The organism is Streptomyces sp. NPDC090741, from assembly GCF_044769045.1.
In the GTDB taxonomy this organism is placed as follows: domain Bacteria; phylum Actinomycetota; class Actinomycetes; order Streptomycetales; family Streptomycetaceae; genus Streptomyces.
In genome coordinates this window covers 405,230-422,691 of sequence record NZ_JBIVXF010000003.1, presented here as the reverse complement: position 1 = coordinate 422,691, position 17,462 = coordinate 405,230, and the positions used below count along the sequence as shown (strand labels likewise).

Sequence of the window (17,462 nt, the reverse complement as noted above, 5' to 3'; positions counted from 1 at the left end):
AACGGCTGTGCAGGAAGAGCAGGTCGTCCGCAGTCTCCGGCCCAGGCGTTCGGCGTCTGGGCCGGGCCGGACCTTCTCCGCGTGCAGCGCCCGGTGGACAACGCCCGGTCGGAGTTGCCGCGCACCGAGTGCCGACAGGTGGACCACGGTGAACCACTCGGCGCCCACGTCGGGCTCGTCGTACGACGCGCATCACGTGTGCGTCGACGTCGTGAGGCCTCATGACGCGGAGACGCATTGCTCGTCGGCGGGCACAGCGGCCTTGGAGGTCCGTTGCTCTTGGAACGGACCGTCTGCGGGAGCGTAGCGGGGCGCCCCGGTGTACCACGCATGGAGGCCGGACAGGAAACTGCAAGCTCCCCGGAGCCACGCCTCCAGTTCGATCCGTTCGCCGTGGTTCAACCCGGCTCGCTGGACGACCGGGGGCAGTTCGCTCCGCGTGAGGTGCTCGAAGTGGCGCAGTCGGGCGGTCACCAGATCGGCGGCCGCATGCATCGCCTCCTGGACGGTGATGCCCAGGGATGTTTGGAGGACTACGACGAGGTTGTTGACGTCGTGTTCGTCATGGATTTCCCGCTGATAGGAAGCAATGTCGTTCGCCATTCCCATGTAGTCCATGAAGGCGTCGAGCAATGCGCGGAAGGCTCGGCTGTGCCGGATCTGCTCAGGGATCCGTGCGCCAGTGGAGAGTTCGACGGAGTACGGGGCCGTATAGGCGGCAAAGCTTTCACGGCGGAACTGGGCGTACTCTATGAGGTCCGGGACACGGCCGGCGCGGCTGTTGGCCAGTTCCTGAACTCCCGCGTCGATGTACCTTGCCAGGGCACGGTTGAGCCCCTGCTGCCAGTGCGCCATTCTCGGAGGGAACAGCCGTTGCTGGAGGTCGGCCATGCCCCTTTCGACGGCATTGGTCGGCTCCGGCAACCGAGCGCCCGGCTCCGCCGGCAGGAAGGCATGGAGGCGGGTGGTGAAGGCTTTTGCGCCTGTGAGGTCGCCCTGCCGTTTGAAGGCGGAGGCGAAGTAGTCGTCCCAGGCCAGAGCCCAGAGGTTGAACCGGTGATTGAGCCGGAGGTCGGTGAGTGAGGCGTCAGGAAGAGCCCAGGCGGTCAGTTGGTCAACGGCCATGGCGTGGAACTGGGGCAAGGTCCAGATCGCCCGGCGCGCCGACGGTGCTTCGTCGCTGTCCAGCATGCCCATGTCCCGCGCCCACGTCTCGGTCTCCTCGCGCAGGGCCGGCAGGTACGGATTCAGCCGCACGGGGTAGGGCATCCGCAGTATGGGCAGCTTGATGGCCTGCGCTGTCATGAGATCCCTGCTTCCCTTTCGGCGCGCTCGGTGTTGCATGTCGCCCGGCGCGATGAGCAGTTACAAGGGCCGGCATAAGCCGCGCGTAGTGGGCGAGGAAGCGAACGTGCTGCACACAGGGGAATTCGTGAGGGCGCATTGCGCATCGCCGATGCATCCTTGGTTCCCATGTACTCGCCACGTCCGCAGCAGCTCTGCGGCGTACATGCCCATGGTCACGCGGCGGCGTCTGCGCGACCATGGCATGCGGATGCCGCGTGAGCACGGCGAGCAGGCCACCGGAGTCCCGGCACCGCAGCGATACCCGGTGACGCCCCGTCACGAGCTCGAGATCATCCCGTGGCGGGTCTCCGGCGCGTCCGGGTCATACCCCTTGATCAGGGACTGGACGAGGATCGCGAATGTCGGTTCCTGGGGCATGGCTTCTCCCTCCGAGACGGCCTATGGGCTGACGATCCGCTGCTGCCGCGGGGACGGACGCCGAACCGTTCCCACCCTTTGGTGCTCCAAAACGTGCGCCCACCCCGACCAATCCGCAACCCCGCGTAGCCGTACTCGCCCCGCGATTGAGGCCGGTTTGCGGGGAATGAAACGATCCTTCCGGGTCAACTTGGCTCAAATTCGATCCCAAAGCTAGCCGTGATCAACCAATGATCGTCAGTCGGACTGCGCGAGCGTGCGGTCCCGATATGGCTCCGCGCAGTGCGGGGGACCGCCGCCCGTCCGTTCACGGCGAGCGGTATCGACCCAAAGTGGCTGCGGCCTAGCGCGCCTGGTGGACACCGAAACCTTGCCGAGACCGGCAGCCGCCACGCCACGGGAGTTGCGGGGCGGATGGCGATCGGCTCAGTCGAGAGTGGCGAGATGGTCGGCGTCGCCGCCGCGCCACTCGATGAGGAAGATGGTCGCGTCATCGCTGGTGACGCCGCCCCGCTCCTGTATCAGGGCGTGGGAGAGGGCCCGCACCACCGGCCGCACCCCGGTGTGGTCACGGACGACGCGGTTGGTCCACTCGATGAGTTGCTCCTCGCCGAACTGCTCCCCGCCCGCTTGGTGCTCCTCGATCAGGCCGTCGGTGAAACACAGCAACCGGTCTCCGCGTTGCAGCATCCGCTCACTGACTACCGGCTGCTCACCGCCGAAGCCGACCGGCAATGTGGTCGGGCTCTCCAGCCGGTCCACCACGGCGCGGTCACGGATCAGCAGCGGTGCCGGGTGGCCCGCATTGACCCATTGCAGCCGGCCCGTGGCGATGTCGAGACGCATCATCTGCGCGGTGACGAAGTGTTCGTGGCCGAACTGTTCATTGATGGCCTGGTCCATGAACTCGTACACCTCGGACAGACCGGTGTCGGCCCGTCGCGAGTGGCGATAGGCGCCGATGGCCACCGTCGCCATGGTCGCCGCGTCCAGGCCGTGGCCCATCGCGTCGATCATGGCCACGTGCAGGATGTCGCCGTTGAGGGCGTAGTCGAAACTGTCTCCTGCCACCTTGTACGCGGGCTCCAGGATTCCGGCCACCTCAACCTGCGGAACGGTCATCGAGAGCGGAGGCAGCAGTGACCACTGGATCTCGGCGGCCACGCTCATCGGGGCGCGACGGCGGGCTTGGAAGAACAGATCGGTGTAGGCGTCCTTGGTGACGATCATGTCGGCGACCAGACCGGCGAGTCTGCGCAGCAGCCGCCGGTCGTCGTCATCGACGCGGTCCAGGGTGACGGCCATGACCCCGACCTGGTCGCTGCCGTCCAGCAGCGGCAGGTACATCCGCACGCTGCCGTCCTGCGCCACCTCCACCGTTCTGCGGTTCAGGAACGACTCTCCGGCCGCGGAGTCCTCGATCGGTTCGGGGTCGCCGACCGTCAGTCGCCGGCCCGGCAGCGGCACCAGCAGCATCTGTTCGTAGTCCTGCAAGAGGATCGAGAGGTCCCGGCCGCCGACCCTGGCCACCTCCTCCGCAACGAGCGGGGCGATCAACTGCGGCGGCATCTCGTGCGCCCGGTCCAGCAGCACACCCAGCAACCGCTCACCGAACCCCTCCGACCGGTCCACCCCGAACGTGCTCGGCTTCCGCCCTCCTTCGGTCATCGCTGATCGCATCCCTTCGTCCCGTTGTCTCGGGAAACTCACTGGGCGTAACGCGCACTGCGCACAACGCGCACCGCGCACATCATGCCCACTGGCCAACCCGGGCCCCTGCCGCAACGCCGGTCTCGCCGTCGAGCAGCGATGGTCACCCTGAGTGATTCCCGCCGGGCTCGCTCCCCGCTGCCGACGGCCCGCAGAGGTTAGAGAATGGACTATGAGCAACCTCCTGGGACCCTTCCGGCGTTGGCTGCTCCGCTCTACCACGAGCTCTTCCCCTCTGCCTTCGCGTCCCCGCTCAGGACACCACCAGGAGCATCAGAAGCATCAGGAGCACGCCCAGCCCCCCAGGGAAAGGCCCCAGCGTCTGTCCTCCCTGCTGAGCGTGCGCAGCGTCGCCGGCGAGGTGTTCCTCCTGCAGCTGGCCGTCGTGGTGCTCCTCGTGGTCGCCGCGGTGGTGGCCCTCGTGGTGCAGGCCCGGAGCGACGCCATGCTGGACGCCCGGCACCGTACGCTCGCCGCCGCCGGAACGTTCGCGGAATCTCCGGGGATCGTCGCTGCCCTGCGCAGCCCCCATCCGAGCGCGGTGCTCCAGCCGAGCGCCGAGGCGGCCCGGAAGATCGCCGGGGTCGACGGCATCAACGTGTACACGCTCGACGGGGTCACCGTCGCCCACAGCGACCCGCGGCAGATCGGGAAGCGCGTCGTCGGCCCCTTCGCCGGGGCGGCGGCCGGCAAGTCCTTCACGGAGACGTTCGAAGGGTCCCTGGGGCGGTCGGTGGTCTCGGTGGTCCCCGTCAAGGACGCCGGCGGCCGCGTCATCGCCGTCGTCTCCTCCCCGGTCACGGTCCAGAACGTCCAGGGCATGGTGAACCGGCAGCTGCCGGTCGTCCTCGGCAGCGCGGGCGCGGTGCTCGTCCTGTCCGCGGGCGGGACCGCTCTGGTGAGCCGTCGGCTGCTGCGCCGGACCCATGGCCTGGGGCCGGCCGAGATGACGAGGATGTACGAGCACCACGACGCGGTGCTGCACGCGGTGCGAGAAGGCGTACTGATCGTGGGCGGCGGCGGACGGCTGCTGCTGGCCAATGACGAGGCGCGGCGGCTGCTGGATCTGCCGGAGAACGCGGAGGGACGCCCCGTCACGGACCTGGGTCTGGAGCAGGGGATCGCCGATTCGTTCGTGTCGGGCCGTTCCGCGACCGACGAGCTGCACATGGCAGCCGATCGGCTGCTGGCGGTGAACATCCGGCCCACCGCCCCCTACGGGCAGGCCGGGACCGTCGTCACGCTGCGGGACACCACCGAGCTGCGGGCGCTCACCGGCAGGGCCGAGGTGGCCCGCGAGCGGCTGAAGCTGCTCTACGACGCGGGGGTGCAGGTCGGTACGACGCTGAACGTCGAGCGCACGGCGGTGGAACTGGCGGAGGTGGCGGTCCCGCGGTTCGCCGACGTGGTCACGGTCGACCTGCTGGACCCGGTGCTGCGCGGCGAGGAGCCGCCCGAAGTGATCACCGGGATGCGCCGCACGGCCGTCGCCGGCCTTCGGGGCGACCACCCGCTCTCCCCCGTCGGCGAGCTGATCCGGTTCGCTCCCGCCGGTCCCATGGCCGCCGCGCTGGCCGGCGGCCACGCGGTCCTGGAGGCGGACCTGCGCGCCACCCACCGCTGGCGGGCCCAGGACCAGGCCAACGCCGTACAGATCCTGGACCGCGGCATCCACTCCCTGATCGTCGTACCCCTGCGGGCCCGGGGCGTGGTGCTGGGCATGGCCGGCTACTGGCGGGGCCAGGACTCCCCTCCGTTCGGCGAGGAGGACGTGTCCTTCGCCGAGGAGCTGACCGCCCGGGCGGCACTGTCCGTCGACAACGCCCGCCGCTACACCCGCGAGCACAACATGGCCGTCACCCTGCAGCGCAGCCTGCTGCCCCGGGGCGTACCGGAGCAGTCCGCCGTCGAGGTCGCGCACCGCTACCTGCCCGCCCAAGCCGGGGTGGGCGGTGACTGGTTCGATGTCATCCCGCTGCCCGGCGCCCGGGTGGCCCTGGTGGTCGGCGACGTCGTCGGCCACGGTCTCCACGCCGCCGCCACCATGGGCCGCCTGCGCACCGCCGTGTACAACTTCTCCACCCTCGACCTGCCCCCGGACGAACTCCTGAGCCACCTGGACGAGCTGGTCGCCCACATCGACACCGACGAGCAGGAGTGGCAGGGGATCACCGGAGCCACCTGCCTGTGCGCCATCTACGATCCCGTCTCGGGGCTGGTGACCGCCGCCACCGCCGGGCATCCGGGCCCCGCCCTGGTCCGCCCCGACGGAACCGTGTCCTTCCCCGAGGTGCCCGTCTCCCCGCCGCTGGGCCTGGGTGCGGGACTGCCCATGGAGACGATGACGCTCACCCTGCCCGAAGGCTCCCGGCTGGCACTCTTCACCGACGGGCTGATCGAGAGCCGGGACCGCGATCCGGACGTGGGCCTGGCAGCGCTGCGCGCCGCCCTGGCCGGGCCCGCCCGCACCCCGGAGGAAACCTGCACCACGGTGATCGACGCGATGCTGCCCACCAGGCCCAGCGACGACGTCGCGCTGCTGGTGGCCCGCACCCGCCTGCTGGACCCCGCGCGGATCGCCGAGTGGGACGTGTCCCCCGATCCTGCGGCGGTGTCCCCGGTGCGCAACGCCTGCGCCCGCCGGCTGGCGGACTGGGGCCTGGAGGACATCTCCTTCACCAGTGAGCTCATCCTCAGCGAGCTGATCACCAACGCCATCCGCTACGGCACCGAGCCCATCCGGGTGAGGCTGCTGTACGACCGCAGCCTGGTCTGCGAGGTCTCCGACGGGTCCAGCACCTCTCCGCACCTGCGCCGGGCCGAGGCCACCGACGAGGGCGGCCGCGGCCTGTTCCTCGTCGCGCAGTTCGCCGAGCGCTGGGGCACCCGCTACACCGCCCGCGGCAAGATCATCTGGAGCGAGCAGGCCCTCCACGCCGGGGTCGCCGCTCCCGGGACCGATCTGGGGGAGGCCCTCCTGGCCGGGTGGGACGACGAGGGGGTCTGAGAACGCGCCGCTACGGCAGTCGCGGGGAAGACGGCGGACACCACCGTCCGGGACTGCGCCGCCGAGGCCGCCGAACGTACGCTGGCCTCGATCAGTACGCGACCGTCCGTTATGGAGCCTTTGTGTCCGCACCCCGCCTCCGGACCGTCTCCGTCGCCGCCGGCCTGGCCCTCGCGGCGGCGCCTCTCAGTGGCTGCGCGGACGAGCCCCCCGCCGCGCCGAGACCACCCGCGGTGGCCACCTCCGCGGTGGACGCCGGCGGCATGGCGGCACTGACCGCGGCGGCCAAGAAGGAGGGCGCACTCAACACGATCGCCCTCCCGAGGGACTGGGCCAACTACGGCGCGCTGGTCGACGGCTTCGAGAGGAAGTACGGGATCAAGGTCACGACGGAGAACCCGGAGGGCACCAGCCAGGACGAGATCAACGCCCTGAAGGAGCACAGGGGCGAAGGCCGCGCCCCCGACGTGATCGACGTGGGGGGCTCGTTCGCGCACTCCGCGGCCCGGCAGGGCCTGCTCGCCCCGTACAAGGTCGCCTCGTACGACCAGATCCCCGGGGAACAGAAGGACCCGCAGGCCCGCTGGTACAACAACTACGGCGGCTACGTCTCGATCGGCTGTGACGCCAAACGCGTCAAGACCTGCCCCTCGACCTTCGCCGACCTGCGCAAGCCCGAGTACAAGGGCCAGGTCGCGCTCAACGGCGACCCCACCAAGTCCGGCTCCGCCTTCGCCGGAGTGTATGCGGCGGCCCTGGCGAACGGCGGTTCCTTCGACGACATCCGGCCCGGTATCGACTTCTTCGCCGAGCTCAGCAAGAACGGCAACTTCATCCCGGTCGCATCCACAGCGGACACGATCGCGAAGGGCCAGACCCCGATCAGCATCGACTGGGACTTCCTCAACCTCGGATACGCCGACGAATTCCGCAAGAAGGGCGCGGACGTCGACTGGCGCACCGCCATCCCCTTCGACGGCAGCTTCGCCGAGTACTACGCGAGCGGGGTGAACAAAGACGCCCCGCACCCCGCGGCGGCCCGTCTGTGGCAGGAGTACCTCTTCAGCCCGGAGGGCCAGAACATCCGGCTCGGTGCCTATGCACGTCCCGTCCTCATGGACGCGATGAAGAAGGACGGCACCCTCGACAAGGCCGCCGCGGAGAAACTGCCGACGGTCGAGGGCACCCCGACGTTTCCGACGGAGGCGCAGACGGAGAAGGCGAGAGAGACCGTCAACCGCGGCTGGGCCAAGGCCGTCCCGGGCTGAGGGCGGGGCGGTCCCGGCCTGACCCGGCCACCACGGTTCCGACGGACACGAATGCCCAGATTTCCGGTGGGGATCGACCCAGGCTGCACAAGCGGTGACGCAGAGCGATAATCGGATCAGTACGCAGAGAGTCGTTCCGCGGAGATCGGGAAGTGGGGCGCAGTGATGCACGACCCGGTGTTCCACGATGCCTCCGGCGTGGCTGCGGAACCGGGCGACGAGACGTACGCCCTGCTGGACGCGCGCGGCGTGGTCATCGGCTGGGGGCCGGGGGCGGAGCGGCTGCTCGGGTACGCGGCCCGGGAGGTGCACGGATGGCGCGGGGCCGATCTGCTGCTCGCGCGCTCCGAGCTCGGGCACGCGGTACTGCGCCACCGGAGCGGGCGCGGGGTCGAGGTGGCGCTCCACGCTCGGCCCATGATGTCCACGGCCGGGGAGCGGCAGTGGCTGATCCAGGCGACCGATACCGACGCCACGCAGCGGCGCGAGCTCAGCGAGGCACTGATCAGGGGGCTGTTCACCGAGTCCCCTTTCCTCATCGACGTGTTCGACACGCAGCTGCGCTTCATCGCGCAGAACGACGCGCTGCGGCGCGGCGCGGGCTTCGAGAACGAGGAGTTCGTCGGGCGCACCATGTCCGAGGTGGCACCGCCCGACCTGCTGGACATGGCGGCCCTCGAAGCACGCCAGCGCCATGTCCTGGAGACCGGTGAGGCCCTGGTCCAGACCGAGGTACGGGGCCTGCTGCGCGGCGATCCCGACCGGCAGCACGTCTGGTCCGAGACCATCCTCCCGCTGCGCAGCAGCTCCGGCGAGCTGATCGCCCTCGCGCACACGGTGGCCGACGTGACCGAACGGGCCCGGGCGCGCGAGCGGTTGGCGCTGGTCAACGACGCGAGCACGCGCATCGGCACCACGCTGGACGTGCTGCGCACCGCGCAGGAGCTGGTCGAGGTGGCCGTACCGGAGTTCGCCGACCACGCCTACGTCGACCTGCCCGCCCCGGTCCTCGGCGGCGAGGAGCCGCTCGTGGGCCCGGTGGGCGAGGCCGTGACCCTGCTGCGCGCGGCGACTTCCTCCGTACCCGGAAGCCCGGTGAAGGCGGCGGTCGCGACGGGCGACCCCGACCCTTTCACCACCGGGCCGGGCTCCCTCTTCACCCGGGCCATGGCCAGCGGCGAACCGCTGCTGCTGACGGGCGAGGAGCTGATCGCGGAGCTCGCCCCGGTCGACCCCCCGCAGGCCGAGCGGGTCCGTTCGTACGGAGTCCACTCCTGGCTGCTCGTACCGATGTCCGCACGCGGCGCGGTGCTCGGCGCCGCCGTCTTCGTGCGCCACGCGCGCGCCCACGGGTTCGAGCCGGACGACGTCCTGCTGGCCGAGGAGATCGCGGCGCGCGCGGCGGTGTGCATCGACAACGCGAGCCGCTACACGCGCGAGCGGACGGCGGCCCTGGCCCTGCGGCGCGGCCTGCTCCCCCAACGCCTGCCGGTGCTCGGCGCGTTGGAGGCGGTGACGCGCTACCTGCCCGCGCACGGACAGGCGGAGCTGGGCGGGGCCTGGTACGACGTGATCCCGCTGTCGGGCGCGCGGGTGGCGCTGGTGGTGGGCGACGCCCACGGGCACGGCCTGAGCGCCGCGGTGACCATGGGCCGGCTGCGGACCGCCGTACGGACCCTCGCGGACCTCGACCTCTCCCCCGACGAGCTGCTCTCGTACATGGACGACCAGATCCACCGGTTCGTGGACGAGCACGGCCAGGACGGGGCCAGCGGGTCGCGCCCCGGCGGCGCGGCGGGGACGACCTGCGCGTACGCCGTCTTCGACCCGATCACGCGGCAGCTGGCCGTGGCGTGCGCGGGCCATCCGCCTCCCGTACTCGCGCCGGTGGGCGGGGAGCCCGCCATCGTGACCCTGCCGGCCGGGCCGCCCCTCGGTCTCGGCGGATCGCCGTTCGAGAGCGCCGAGATGACGCTGAACGACGGGGACGTACTGGTGCTCTTCAGCCACGGCCTGGTAGCGGCGCCCGACCGGGACGTGGACCTCGGCCTCGAACGGCTTCCGGAGGCGCTCTCGGGCGTCGCGCTCTCCCCGCCGAACCCGCTCGATCAGGCCTGCGACGCGGTGATCGGCCGGCTGCTCCCGGTGCTGCCGCAGAACGACGTGGCGGTGCTGATGGTGCGCCTGCACGAGCTGCCGGCCGAGCACCACGTCACATGGGACCTGCCGGCCGAGCCCGAGGTCGTGGCCCTCGCCCGTACGCTCGCGACGCGGCAGCTGGCCGTATGGGGCCTGGACGAGCTGGAGTTCACCACGGAGCTGGTGGTCAGCGAACTGGTCACCAACGCCATCCGGTACGGCAGCGAGCCGATCCAGCTGCGGATGATCCGCGACCGCGAGCTGATCTGCGAGGTCTCGGACGGCAGCAGCACCTCCCCGCACGTACGGCGCGCGGAGGAGACCGACGAGGGAGGGCGCGGGCTGTTCATGGTGGCGCAGCTCGCCAAGCTCTGGGGCACCCGCTACCACGCCCGCGGCAAGACCATCTGGGCCGAACAGCCCTTCCCCGAAGGGTTCCTGGAGGAGGCGGACGCCGCCGCCTCCACCGGCTGACGGCTGCGCCCCTACCCCCGGCCGCCGAGGCGACCGGGGGTACGGGCCTGCGCACTAGCCCGACAGGGCCTGCTGGTACGCCGCCACCGGTACGGGGGCGTAGCCCGCGGGCCGGGTCGTGAACGTGCCCCGGCCCTGGGTGCGGCTGCGCAGCCGGGACGCGTAGCCGAACAGCTCGGCCAGCGGCACGGTGGCGGTGACCGCCGTGGTCCCGGAGCGCGCGGCCGAGCCCGAGACCCGTCCGCGCCGGGCGGCCAGGTCGCCCAGCACCCCGCCGACCGCGTCGTCGGGTACGGTCACCACGATCTCGGCCACCGGTTCCAGCAGCTCCATCGCGGCGGCGCGCAGGGCCTCGCGCAGAGCGAACCTGCCCGCCGCCCGGAACGCCATCTCCGAGGAGTCCTTGGAGTGCGTGGCCCCGTCGGTCAGGGTGACGCGGAGCCCGGTCACCGGATGCCCGCCCAGGGGGCCCTCGGCGAGGGCGTCGCGGCAGCCCGCCTCCACGGCGCGGGCGTACTCCTGCGGCACCCGCCCGCCGACGACCGCCGACCGGAACTCGAACCCGCCGTCGCCGGCCTGTTCCGCATCCGGTGCCAGGGGCTCGACGTCGAGGACCACATGGGCGAACTGGCCCGCTCCGCCGTCCTGCTTGACGTGCCGGTACACCAGCCCCGACACCCCGCGCACGACGGTCTCCCGGTAGGCCACCCGCGGGCGGCCCACGCCGATCCGCAGCCCGTGGCTGCGGCGGATCTTCTCCACCGCGACCTCCAGGTGCAGCTCGCCCATTCCCGACAGGACCGTCTGGCCCGTCTCGGGATCCGTCCGCACCACCAGCGACGGGTCCTCCTCGACCAGCCGGGCCAGCGCCGCGGACAGCCGGCCCGTCTCGGCGCTGCCGCCCGCCTCGACCGCCACGGACACCACCGGTGCGGCGGCCTTCGGCGGCTCCAGTACGAGCGGTGCCTCCGGTGCGCACAGCGTGGACCCGGCGCGGGTGCCCTTGAGACCGACCACCGCGACGATGTCCCCGGCCACGGCCCGGTCCACCTCGGCGTGGCGGTCGGCCTGCACGCGCAGGATCCGTCCGATCCGCTCGGTCCGGCCGGTGCCCGCGTCCAGCACGGCGTCCCCCTTCCTCATCGTTCCCGAATAGACCCGCAGGCAGGTCAGCCGTCCCGTCGCCGTCGCGTTCACCTTGAAGGCCAGCGCGGCGAACGGCGCCGCCGGGTCGGCGGCCCGTTCCTCCACCGCCGCGCCGTGGGTTCCCCGTACCGGCGGCATGTCCGCCGGCGAGGGGAGGTACGACACGACGGCGTCCAGCAGCGGCTCGATCCCGCGGTTGCGGTAGGCCGAGCCGCAGAGCACGACGACGCCTTCGCCGCTCCGCGTCAGGTCGCGCAGCGCCGTGGTCAGCGTGGCGGCGGACAGCGCCGAGGTGGCGCAGTACTCCTCCAGGGCGGCCGGGTGGAGTTCCGCGACCCGCTCCTCCAGCAGTCGGCGGCGGCCGCGCGCCTCCTCGTACAGGTCATCGGGTACGGGACCCACCTCGAAGGAGTCGGGCGTGGCGCCCCAGACCAGCGCCCGCATGCGGACGAGGTCCACCGTCCCGCGGAATCCGTCCTCCTGCCCGATGGGCAGCTGGACGACCAGCGCGGCGACGTGGAGCCGATCCTGTACGGACGCGACCGCCCGGTCGAGGTCGGCGCCGACGCGGTCCATCTTGTTGACGAACACGAGGCGCGGCACGCCGTGGCGGTCGGCCTGCCGCCATACCGACTCGCTCTGCGGTTCGACGCCCGCGACGGCGTCGAACACCGCGACCGCCCCGTCGAGTACCCGCAGGGAGCGCTCGACTTCGTCGGAGAAGTCGACGTGTCCCGGTGTGTCGATCAGGTTGACGTGGTGGCCGTCCCACGTACAGCTGACGGCGGCGGCGAAGATGGTGATGCCACGGTCGCGCTCCTGGGGGTCGTAGTCGGTGACGGTCGTGCCGTTGTGGACCTCGCCGCGTTTGTGGGTGGCCCCGGTGGCGTAGAGGATCCGCTCGGTGACGGTGGTCTTGCCGGCGTCGACGTGCGCGAGGATGCCGAGATTGCGGACGGTGGTCGAGGTGTTCAGGTGGGTGCGCATGGCCCGAGGTCTTTCTGGAAGGTCGAGAAGAGGGCGGCGCGATTTCCGGACGAAGGACGTACCCGGGCGCATCAGGGAGCGTCAGGGCGCACCAGCACGCACCGGGGCGTGCAAAGACGTACCGGGGAAGGGTTTGTCAGTCGTCGCGGACATCCGATGGCGGCCGCGCAGCCGTCATCGGGAAGACGGAGACACCAGGATCACGTCGTACCGGGACCGGGGAACGAACACGGCGATGCGGTGACACACGGCCCGGCTCCCCTCTCGTCGACGAAGTGCGCACCACGTCCCGTGGCGGCATGAGAGCGAGTGTAGGGACACGGCAGCGGCCCGGCACCGCAATTAAGACTGCGGGCCGGGCCGGACGCCCCCTCAGGACGCGGCGGGACTCGGGGAGTCGTGCCCGCCGGCGTGGGAGGTGTCGGGGGAGGCGTCGTGCGAGGGGTCGTGCGAGGGGTCGTGAGACGCGTCGTGGGGGGAGGAGCCGTGGCCGGATACGGTTTCGATCGTTCCGCCGAGGCGGGTGTGGGCTCCGGCCAACACCTCGGCGGAGGCCGCCGTGATGACCCAGGTGGGTCCGACGAGGTACGTGCCGCCGTACATCTGGGCCTCGGTCAGCCAGGTCTTGCGGCCCTGCTCGCTGGTGAAGGTGGCCATCCGGAAGCCCTCCTGGCCCGACCCGCAAGCCCCTTCCCGGAGTTCCTCCGCGTCGACCGTGATCTCGGGCGTACAGCCGAGGGCGTCGGCGATCGCCTGGAGCGGGGCGGGGCGGGCGGCCGAGGCCGCGGCGGGGGACGAGCTCGGGTCGGGCGGAGCCTGCGGACCGGCTGCCACCCGGGCGGCGCAGCCGCCGCACAGCAGCGTCGCGAGCAGCGCGGCAGCGGCGGCAGAAGCGGCGGGACGGGGTGAACGGGGCATGGCTGACTGCCTCACAGGGTTCGGGCGCAACGGGGCGGAACGGGGCGGCAGCGGGCGCTACGCCGTCGGCGGGACCTTCTTGCCCTCGGCGGTGACCGCGAACCAGAGCCCCTGCTTGTTGTGCCCGTTCGCCTGACCGGGCCCGGTGTCCCCGGTGAACGTGTAGACCGGCCAGCAGTCGATCGTCAGCTGCTCGCTGCCGTCGGGCCGCTTCACCGATCCGACCAGCTTGCCGGAAATTCCCTCGGCTTTCGCCTTGTCGACGGCCGGGGCGGGCTTCCACGTATCCAGGCAGGCGCCGAGGCAGCCGAACTTCATGGGCCACGCACTGTCCTTGTCGAATCGGTAGAGCGTGCGCCACTGCCCGTCCACCAGGATCTTGCCGAGTTTCTCGTTGTCGGCGACGGACAGTTGCGCATCCTTCTTCATGTCCATGCCTCCCATTCCCGCCCCCATTTCCATCCCCGTTCCGGTATTGCCGTCCGCCTTCTGTTTCTTGTCGATCGCCTTCTTGCCGTCCGGCGCCAGTGCGTGCCAGGTCCCGCCGACGCCCTCGCCCTTCGCCTCGCCCGCCTTCGTGTCCTTCGCGTAGCGGTACACGGGCCAGCCGCCGAGGGTCAGCTGCTTGCTGCCGTCGGTCCGGACGACGGAGCCGAGGAGGGCCGCGTCGATGCCGGCGGCGGCCGAGGCGTCGTCCGCCGGGACGGCCGGCCACACCGTGGCGCAGTCCCCGTCGCAGTTGGACTTGGGGGGCTGCGGCGTGTCCTTGTCGAAGCGGTAGAGGGCCATCCCGGCGCTGTCGGTGACCACGCTGCCCACGCTCGCGATCTCCCGTACGGACAGCTGCCCAGCCGACCCGGCCTTGCCGGAAGCGGAACCGGAGCCGGAACCGGAGCCCGATCCGACGTCCGAGCCCGACCCGGAGCCGGCGGCGGCGTCCGACCCGTAGCCGCCCGCTCCGTAGCCCGTGTCGTACGCGCCTCCGAGGGCCTTGCCCGCACCCGCCGGCTGGACGGAATTCACATTGCGCGCGGCGCCATTGTCGCTGCTTCCGCATCCTGCCGCCAGCAGCAGAACCGCGGCCACCGATCCGACCGATGAGATACGACGCATCTTGTTCACGATCACTCCTTCGGGTTGAACCCGGGGGGTTCGTCTACTGCCTTATTCATAAGGCCTGACGGGTTCACCGAATTCGAATGAGCGGGAATTTATCAGATCGCGCTAACCCCTGAACTCCCGCCGCCGGCAGCCGTTTACCGCGGGCTCATTCCTGAATGCGCAGCGCGAGCGCGGGGCACCGCCGTACCGCGCGCAGCGCCATCGGCCGCAGCCTTCCGGGGACCGACATGACGGCCTCGGCGGGATAGCCGTCCCGGTCCAGCCGCACCACGTCGGGCAGCACGTCCACGCAGAGCCCGTGGCCCTTGCACAGCGTCCAGTCCACGACGAGCCGTTCGGGGTTCTCGTCCTCGGGCAGGGGCAGCGCCCCGAGCACACGGCGTCCGCAGCCGCTGCCCAGGGCGTGGTCGCGCATCTCGTCGGGGAAGACGGCGAGCGCGGAGGCCATGAAGGCCGAGGTTCCGTCAGGATGGCTGCACGCACCGCGCCGCAGCACTCCGCGCATCCGCGCCTCGACCGCCTCCAGGGCGGCCCGGCCTCCCCCGGCCACCAGAGCCTCCACGGCATCGGCGAGCGAGGGCAGACCTCTGACGCACGGGCCGCACTGGCCGGCGGTCTCGTCCGCCATCCAGCGCATCACGCGAGCCACTTCGCCGGCCGGACAGGTGTCCTCCGGCAGCGGCAGGACCGCACCCGCCCCCAGCGTGGCCTTGAGCGAGGACAGCGACTCCCGGGAGAGCAGGGCGGTCCGCGCCGCCGCCGCCGTCAGCCATTTGCCGTGGTACCCGCCGACCAGGACGCCCTGGCCCGGGGACGAGCCGCACAGCTCCAGGACGTACGCCAGGGACGTCCCGAGCGGCGCCTCGACGACCGTCGAACCGCTGATCGTCAACATGACGGTGCCCGGCTCGCTCTCCAGGCCGACCGAGCGGAAGCCCGCCACCCCGAGCCTGGCCGCGACGGCGAGTTGGGCGTACGTCTCGGTGTTGGACAGCAGGGTCGGCAGTCCACTCAGGCCGCGCTCGCTGGTCCGGACCTTCTGCCCGTTCGGGATCGCGGCCCCCCCGTTGAGGCCGTTCACGAGGGAGGTCCCCTCTCCGGTGACGAAGCGCTCGGGAAGCCTGCCGACGCGGACGCGGCTGCCGGCCACGCCGCGCTCGGCAACGGCGGCCCGCAGGGACTGCTCCACGTCGTCCCTGGTCACCCCGATGGCGACCTCCTCGGCGCCGATCGCGTCGGCCGCCAACAGGGCTCCGTCGAGCACCAGGTGCGGGGAGTGCAGCAGCATGGCGGCGTCCTTGAGGCAGCTCGGCTCCCCCTCGGTGCCGTTCACCACGACGGCGGTCCGCCCCTCCTTGGTCCGGGCGGACCGGATGACCGCTTTGAGCTTGCGGGCGAACGGAAAGCCCGCTCCCCCGCGGCCCCGCAGGTCGATGCCCTCGGCGAGCTCCACGAGATCGCCCGAGGTGTACTGCGGCAGCGGGCCGTGCACCACCGAGTGGTTGGCGCGGTCGAGCCGCGGCAGCACATCGAGTCCGGCCAGCAGCCTGGGCTGGCCGACGCACCCGAGGGCGGGATCGACGATCGAGGTCACTGACGGCCCCGCATCCCGCCGAACGACCCACCGGACCGGTCCGTTCCCGGCCCGGCCCCGATGCCGCTGGGGATGACCACCGTGTCGTACGTATCGGTGCCGTACGGATCGGTGCCGTACGGATCAGTGCCGTACGACGGCGCGTACGGCGTCGCACCGTACGGCGGGATGATCTCGGTCGTGGGCTCCAGGGCCTGCCGGGGCGAGGGCACGAAGGCGGTCCCCGCCGGTGCGGTGGCCGGGTCGGGCTGCTGCCCGACCGAGCGCCGGTCCGACTGCCGGGCCAGCCGCGCCGTCAGCCGCTCTGCGGCCCATTCCGCGGGCTGCCGGACGAACCGCTGCGGCGGATTCTTCGGCCGGGGCGGCGCGCCCTGGGCCGTGGCCGCCGAGGCGGCCACGGGGCGTACGGGCGCGGCGAGCAGCCTCGCCCGGAGCCGTACGGCGAGCACGACGGCGACCCCGAGCAGGCAGAGCGCGTACGACACGGTCACCCAGGCGCTGGCGGGACGGCCGGCCTTGAGCCCGTGCACCAGGGAAGCACCCCACGCCGGGTACGCGCCGATGTGCAGGGCCCGCCACCACGCGGAGCGGCCCTTGGTGGCGAAGGCGCTGCGGACCGCGCCGGAGACCGCGACGGATACGAAGAGATATCCGGCCAGGGTGCCGAGGCCGATGAGCACCGGCTGATCCTGGTCCGTGAACGGCAGGAACGCGGAGGCGACCCCCGTCTCCGACTCGGCGACCTTGACCCAGATGTGCAGGAGCAGGAAGCCCAGCCCCGCCACGGCGAGGCCGCGGTGCGCCGCCTGGGCGACCAGCCGGTGCCCGGAGGTGAGGACCGTACGGTCCGTGGCCGCGAGGCCCCACAGGACGGCGGAGGTGAGCGAGACGAGCGAGAGGACGCCCGCCCCGTAGTCGAGGAAGTCCCAGAAGTGGCTCAGGGCGCCCGCCCGGGCCGCCACGGACAGGGCGAGCAGGCCCGTGAGGGCGCCGACGACGAGGGTGGCTGGGCGCACGCCTCCGGCGGGGGACAGCAGGGGCGGCCGCCGCACGGCTCGCCGGCCGGCTGCCGCGGCAGCGGCCACGCCGGCATGGCGTCTGGTGCGGCGGGCCCGGTGTGAGCGGGGCGTACGGGCTGGGGACAGGGGCATGTAGTTCTCCCATACGCCCAGGCCCGAGGCACTCCACCGCGCACTCGGCGCCCGGGGTAGTCGACGGAACTGCTCCGCGGCGGGCGGGAGATGAGGTCCCACCGGCCGGGAGCGGGGGCCGGAGTGCAGAAGCATCGTGGACCTTCGCAACGCCTCCACAGTATTTATCTAATCGTGACAAGTTCTGGCGCGCGTGGCATCGTCACACCTGACGTCCCCGG

Annotated in this window: 10 protein-coding genes; 3 read left to right on the top strand and 7 right to left on the bottom strand. The window is 71.7% G+C overall.

The window, feature by feature from the left end:
* Positions 1-219: 219 nt before the first annotated feature.
* Positions 220-1,305, bottom strand: a complete 1,086-nt coding sequence (locus ACIQU4_RS11475; protein WP_403728314.1) for a hypothetical protein — start codon at positions 1,303-1,305, stop codon at positions 220-222.
* An 846-nt stretch (positions 1,306-2,151) separates the two neighbouring features.
* Positions 2,152-3,393 (bottom strand): PP2C family protein-serine/threonine phosphatase, encoded by a 1,242-nt coding sequence (locus ACIQU4_RS11470; protein ID WP_403728312.1) that lies wholly within the window; start codon positions 3,391-3,393, stop codon positions 2,152-2,154.
* 382 nt (positions 3,394-3,775) lie between these two features.
* Between ACIQU4_RS11470 and ACIQU4_RS11465 the strand changes: the two genes are divergently transcribed.
* From ACIQU4_RS11465 to ACIQU4_RS11455, 3 genes are all read left to right on the top strand, one after another.
* Positions 3,776-6,442, top strand: a complete 2,667-nt coding sequence (locus ACIQU4_RS11465) for a SpoIIE family protein phosphatase (RefSeq protein ID WP_403728310.1) — start codon at positions 3,776-3,778, stop codon at positions 6,440-6,442.
* Between the two features lie 122 nt (positions 6,443-6,564).
* Positions 6,565-7,710 carry an ABC transporter substrate-binding protein gene (locus ACIQU4_RS11460; RefSeq protein WP_403728308.1) on the top strand — a complete coding sequence of 382 codons (1,146 nt, stop codon included), beginning with the start codon at positions 6,565-6,567 and terminating at the stop codon, positions 7,708-7,710.
* A 198-nt stretch (positions 7,711-7,908) separates the two neighbouring features.
* Complete coding sequence (locus ACIQU4_RS11455) at positions 7,909-10,323, top strand: SpoIIE family protein phosphatase (protein ID WP_403728306.1); 2,415 nt, start codon at positions 7,909-7,911, stop codon at positions 10,321-10,323.
* 54 nt (positions 10,324-10,377) lie between these two features.
* Here the strand turns inward: ACIQU4_RS11455 and fusA are convergent, their stop codons facing one another.
* The 5 genes from fusA to ACIQU4_RS11430 all read right to left on the bottom strand — a co-directional run bounded on the left by fusA (position 10,378) and on the right by ACIQU4_RS11430 (position 17,106).
* On the bottom strand, positions 10,378-12,456 hold the full coding sequence (gene fusA / locus ACIQU4_RS11450; RefSeq protein ID WP_403728304.1) for an elongation factor G: 2,079 nt from the start codon (positions 12,454-12,456) through the stop codon (positions 10,378-10,380).
* Positions 12,457-12,828: 372 nt separating this feature from the next.
* On the bottom strand, positions 12,829-13,374 hold the full coding sequence (locus ACIQU4_RS11445) for a hypothetical protein (protein WP_403728303.1): 546 nt from the start codon (positions 13,372-13,374) through the stop codon (positions 12,829-12,831).
* A gap of 57 nt (positions 13,375-13,431) precedes the next feature.
* Positions 13,432-14,487: an SCO0930 family lipoprotein gene (locus ACIQU4_RS11440; RefSeq protein WP_403728540.1), complete on the bottom strand. Its 1,056-nt coding sequence runs from the start codon at positions 14,485-14,487 to the stop codon at positions 13,432-13,434.
* Between the two features lie 154 nt (positions 14,488-14,641).
* A complete protein-coding gene (locus ACIQU4_RS11435; protein WP_403728302.1) occupies positions 14,642-16,090 on the bottom strand; it encodes an NADH-ubiquinone oxidoreductase-F iron-sulfur binding region domain-containing protein in 1,449 nt (482 codons plus the stop codon).
* On the bottom strand, positions 16,087-17,106 hold the full coding sequence (locus ACIQU4_RS11430; protein ID WP_403728301.1) for a cytochrome b/b6 domain-containing protein: 1,020 nt from the start codon (positions 17,104-17,106) through the stop codon (positions 16,087-16,089). Before ACIQU4_RS11430 ends, ACIQU4_RS11435 begins: the two co-directional genes overlap by 4 nt.
* Positions 17,107-17,462: the final 356 nt, after the last annotated feature.

Bases quoted from the DNA above. Each gene is read 5' to 3' on its own strand.
- ACIQU4_RS11445 (WP_403728303.1), bottom strand. From the start codon at position 13,374: ATGCCCCGTTCACCCCGTCCCGCCGCTTCTGCCGCCGCTGCCGCGCTG.
- ACIQU4_RS11440 (WP_403728540.1), bottom strand. From the start codon at position 14,487: ATGCGTCGTATCTCATCGGTCGGATCGGTGGCCGCGGTTCTGCTGCTG.
- fusA (WP_403728304.1), bottom strand. From the start codon at position 12,456: ATGCGCACCCACCTGAACACCTCGACCACCGTCCGCAATCTCGGCATC.
- ACIQU4_RS11470 (WP_403728312.1), bottom strand. From the start codon at position 3,393: ATGACCGAAGGAGGGCGGAAGCCGAGCACGTTCGGGGTGGACCGGTCG.
- ACIQU4_RS11475 (WP_403728314.1), bottom strand. From the start codon at position 1,305: ATGACAGCGCAGGCCATCAAGCTGCCCATACTGCGGATGCCCTACCCC.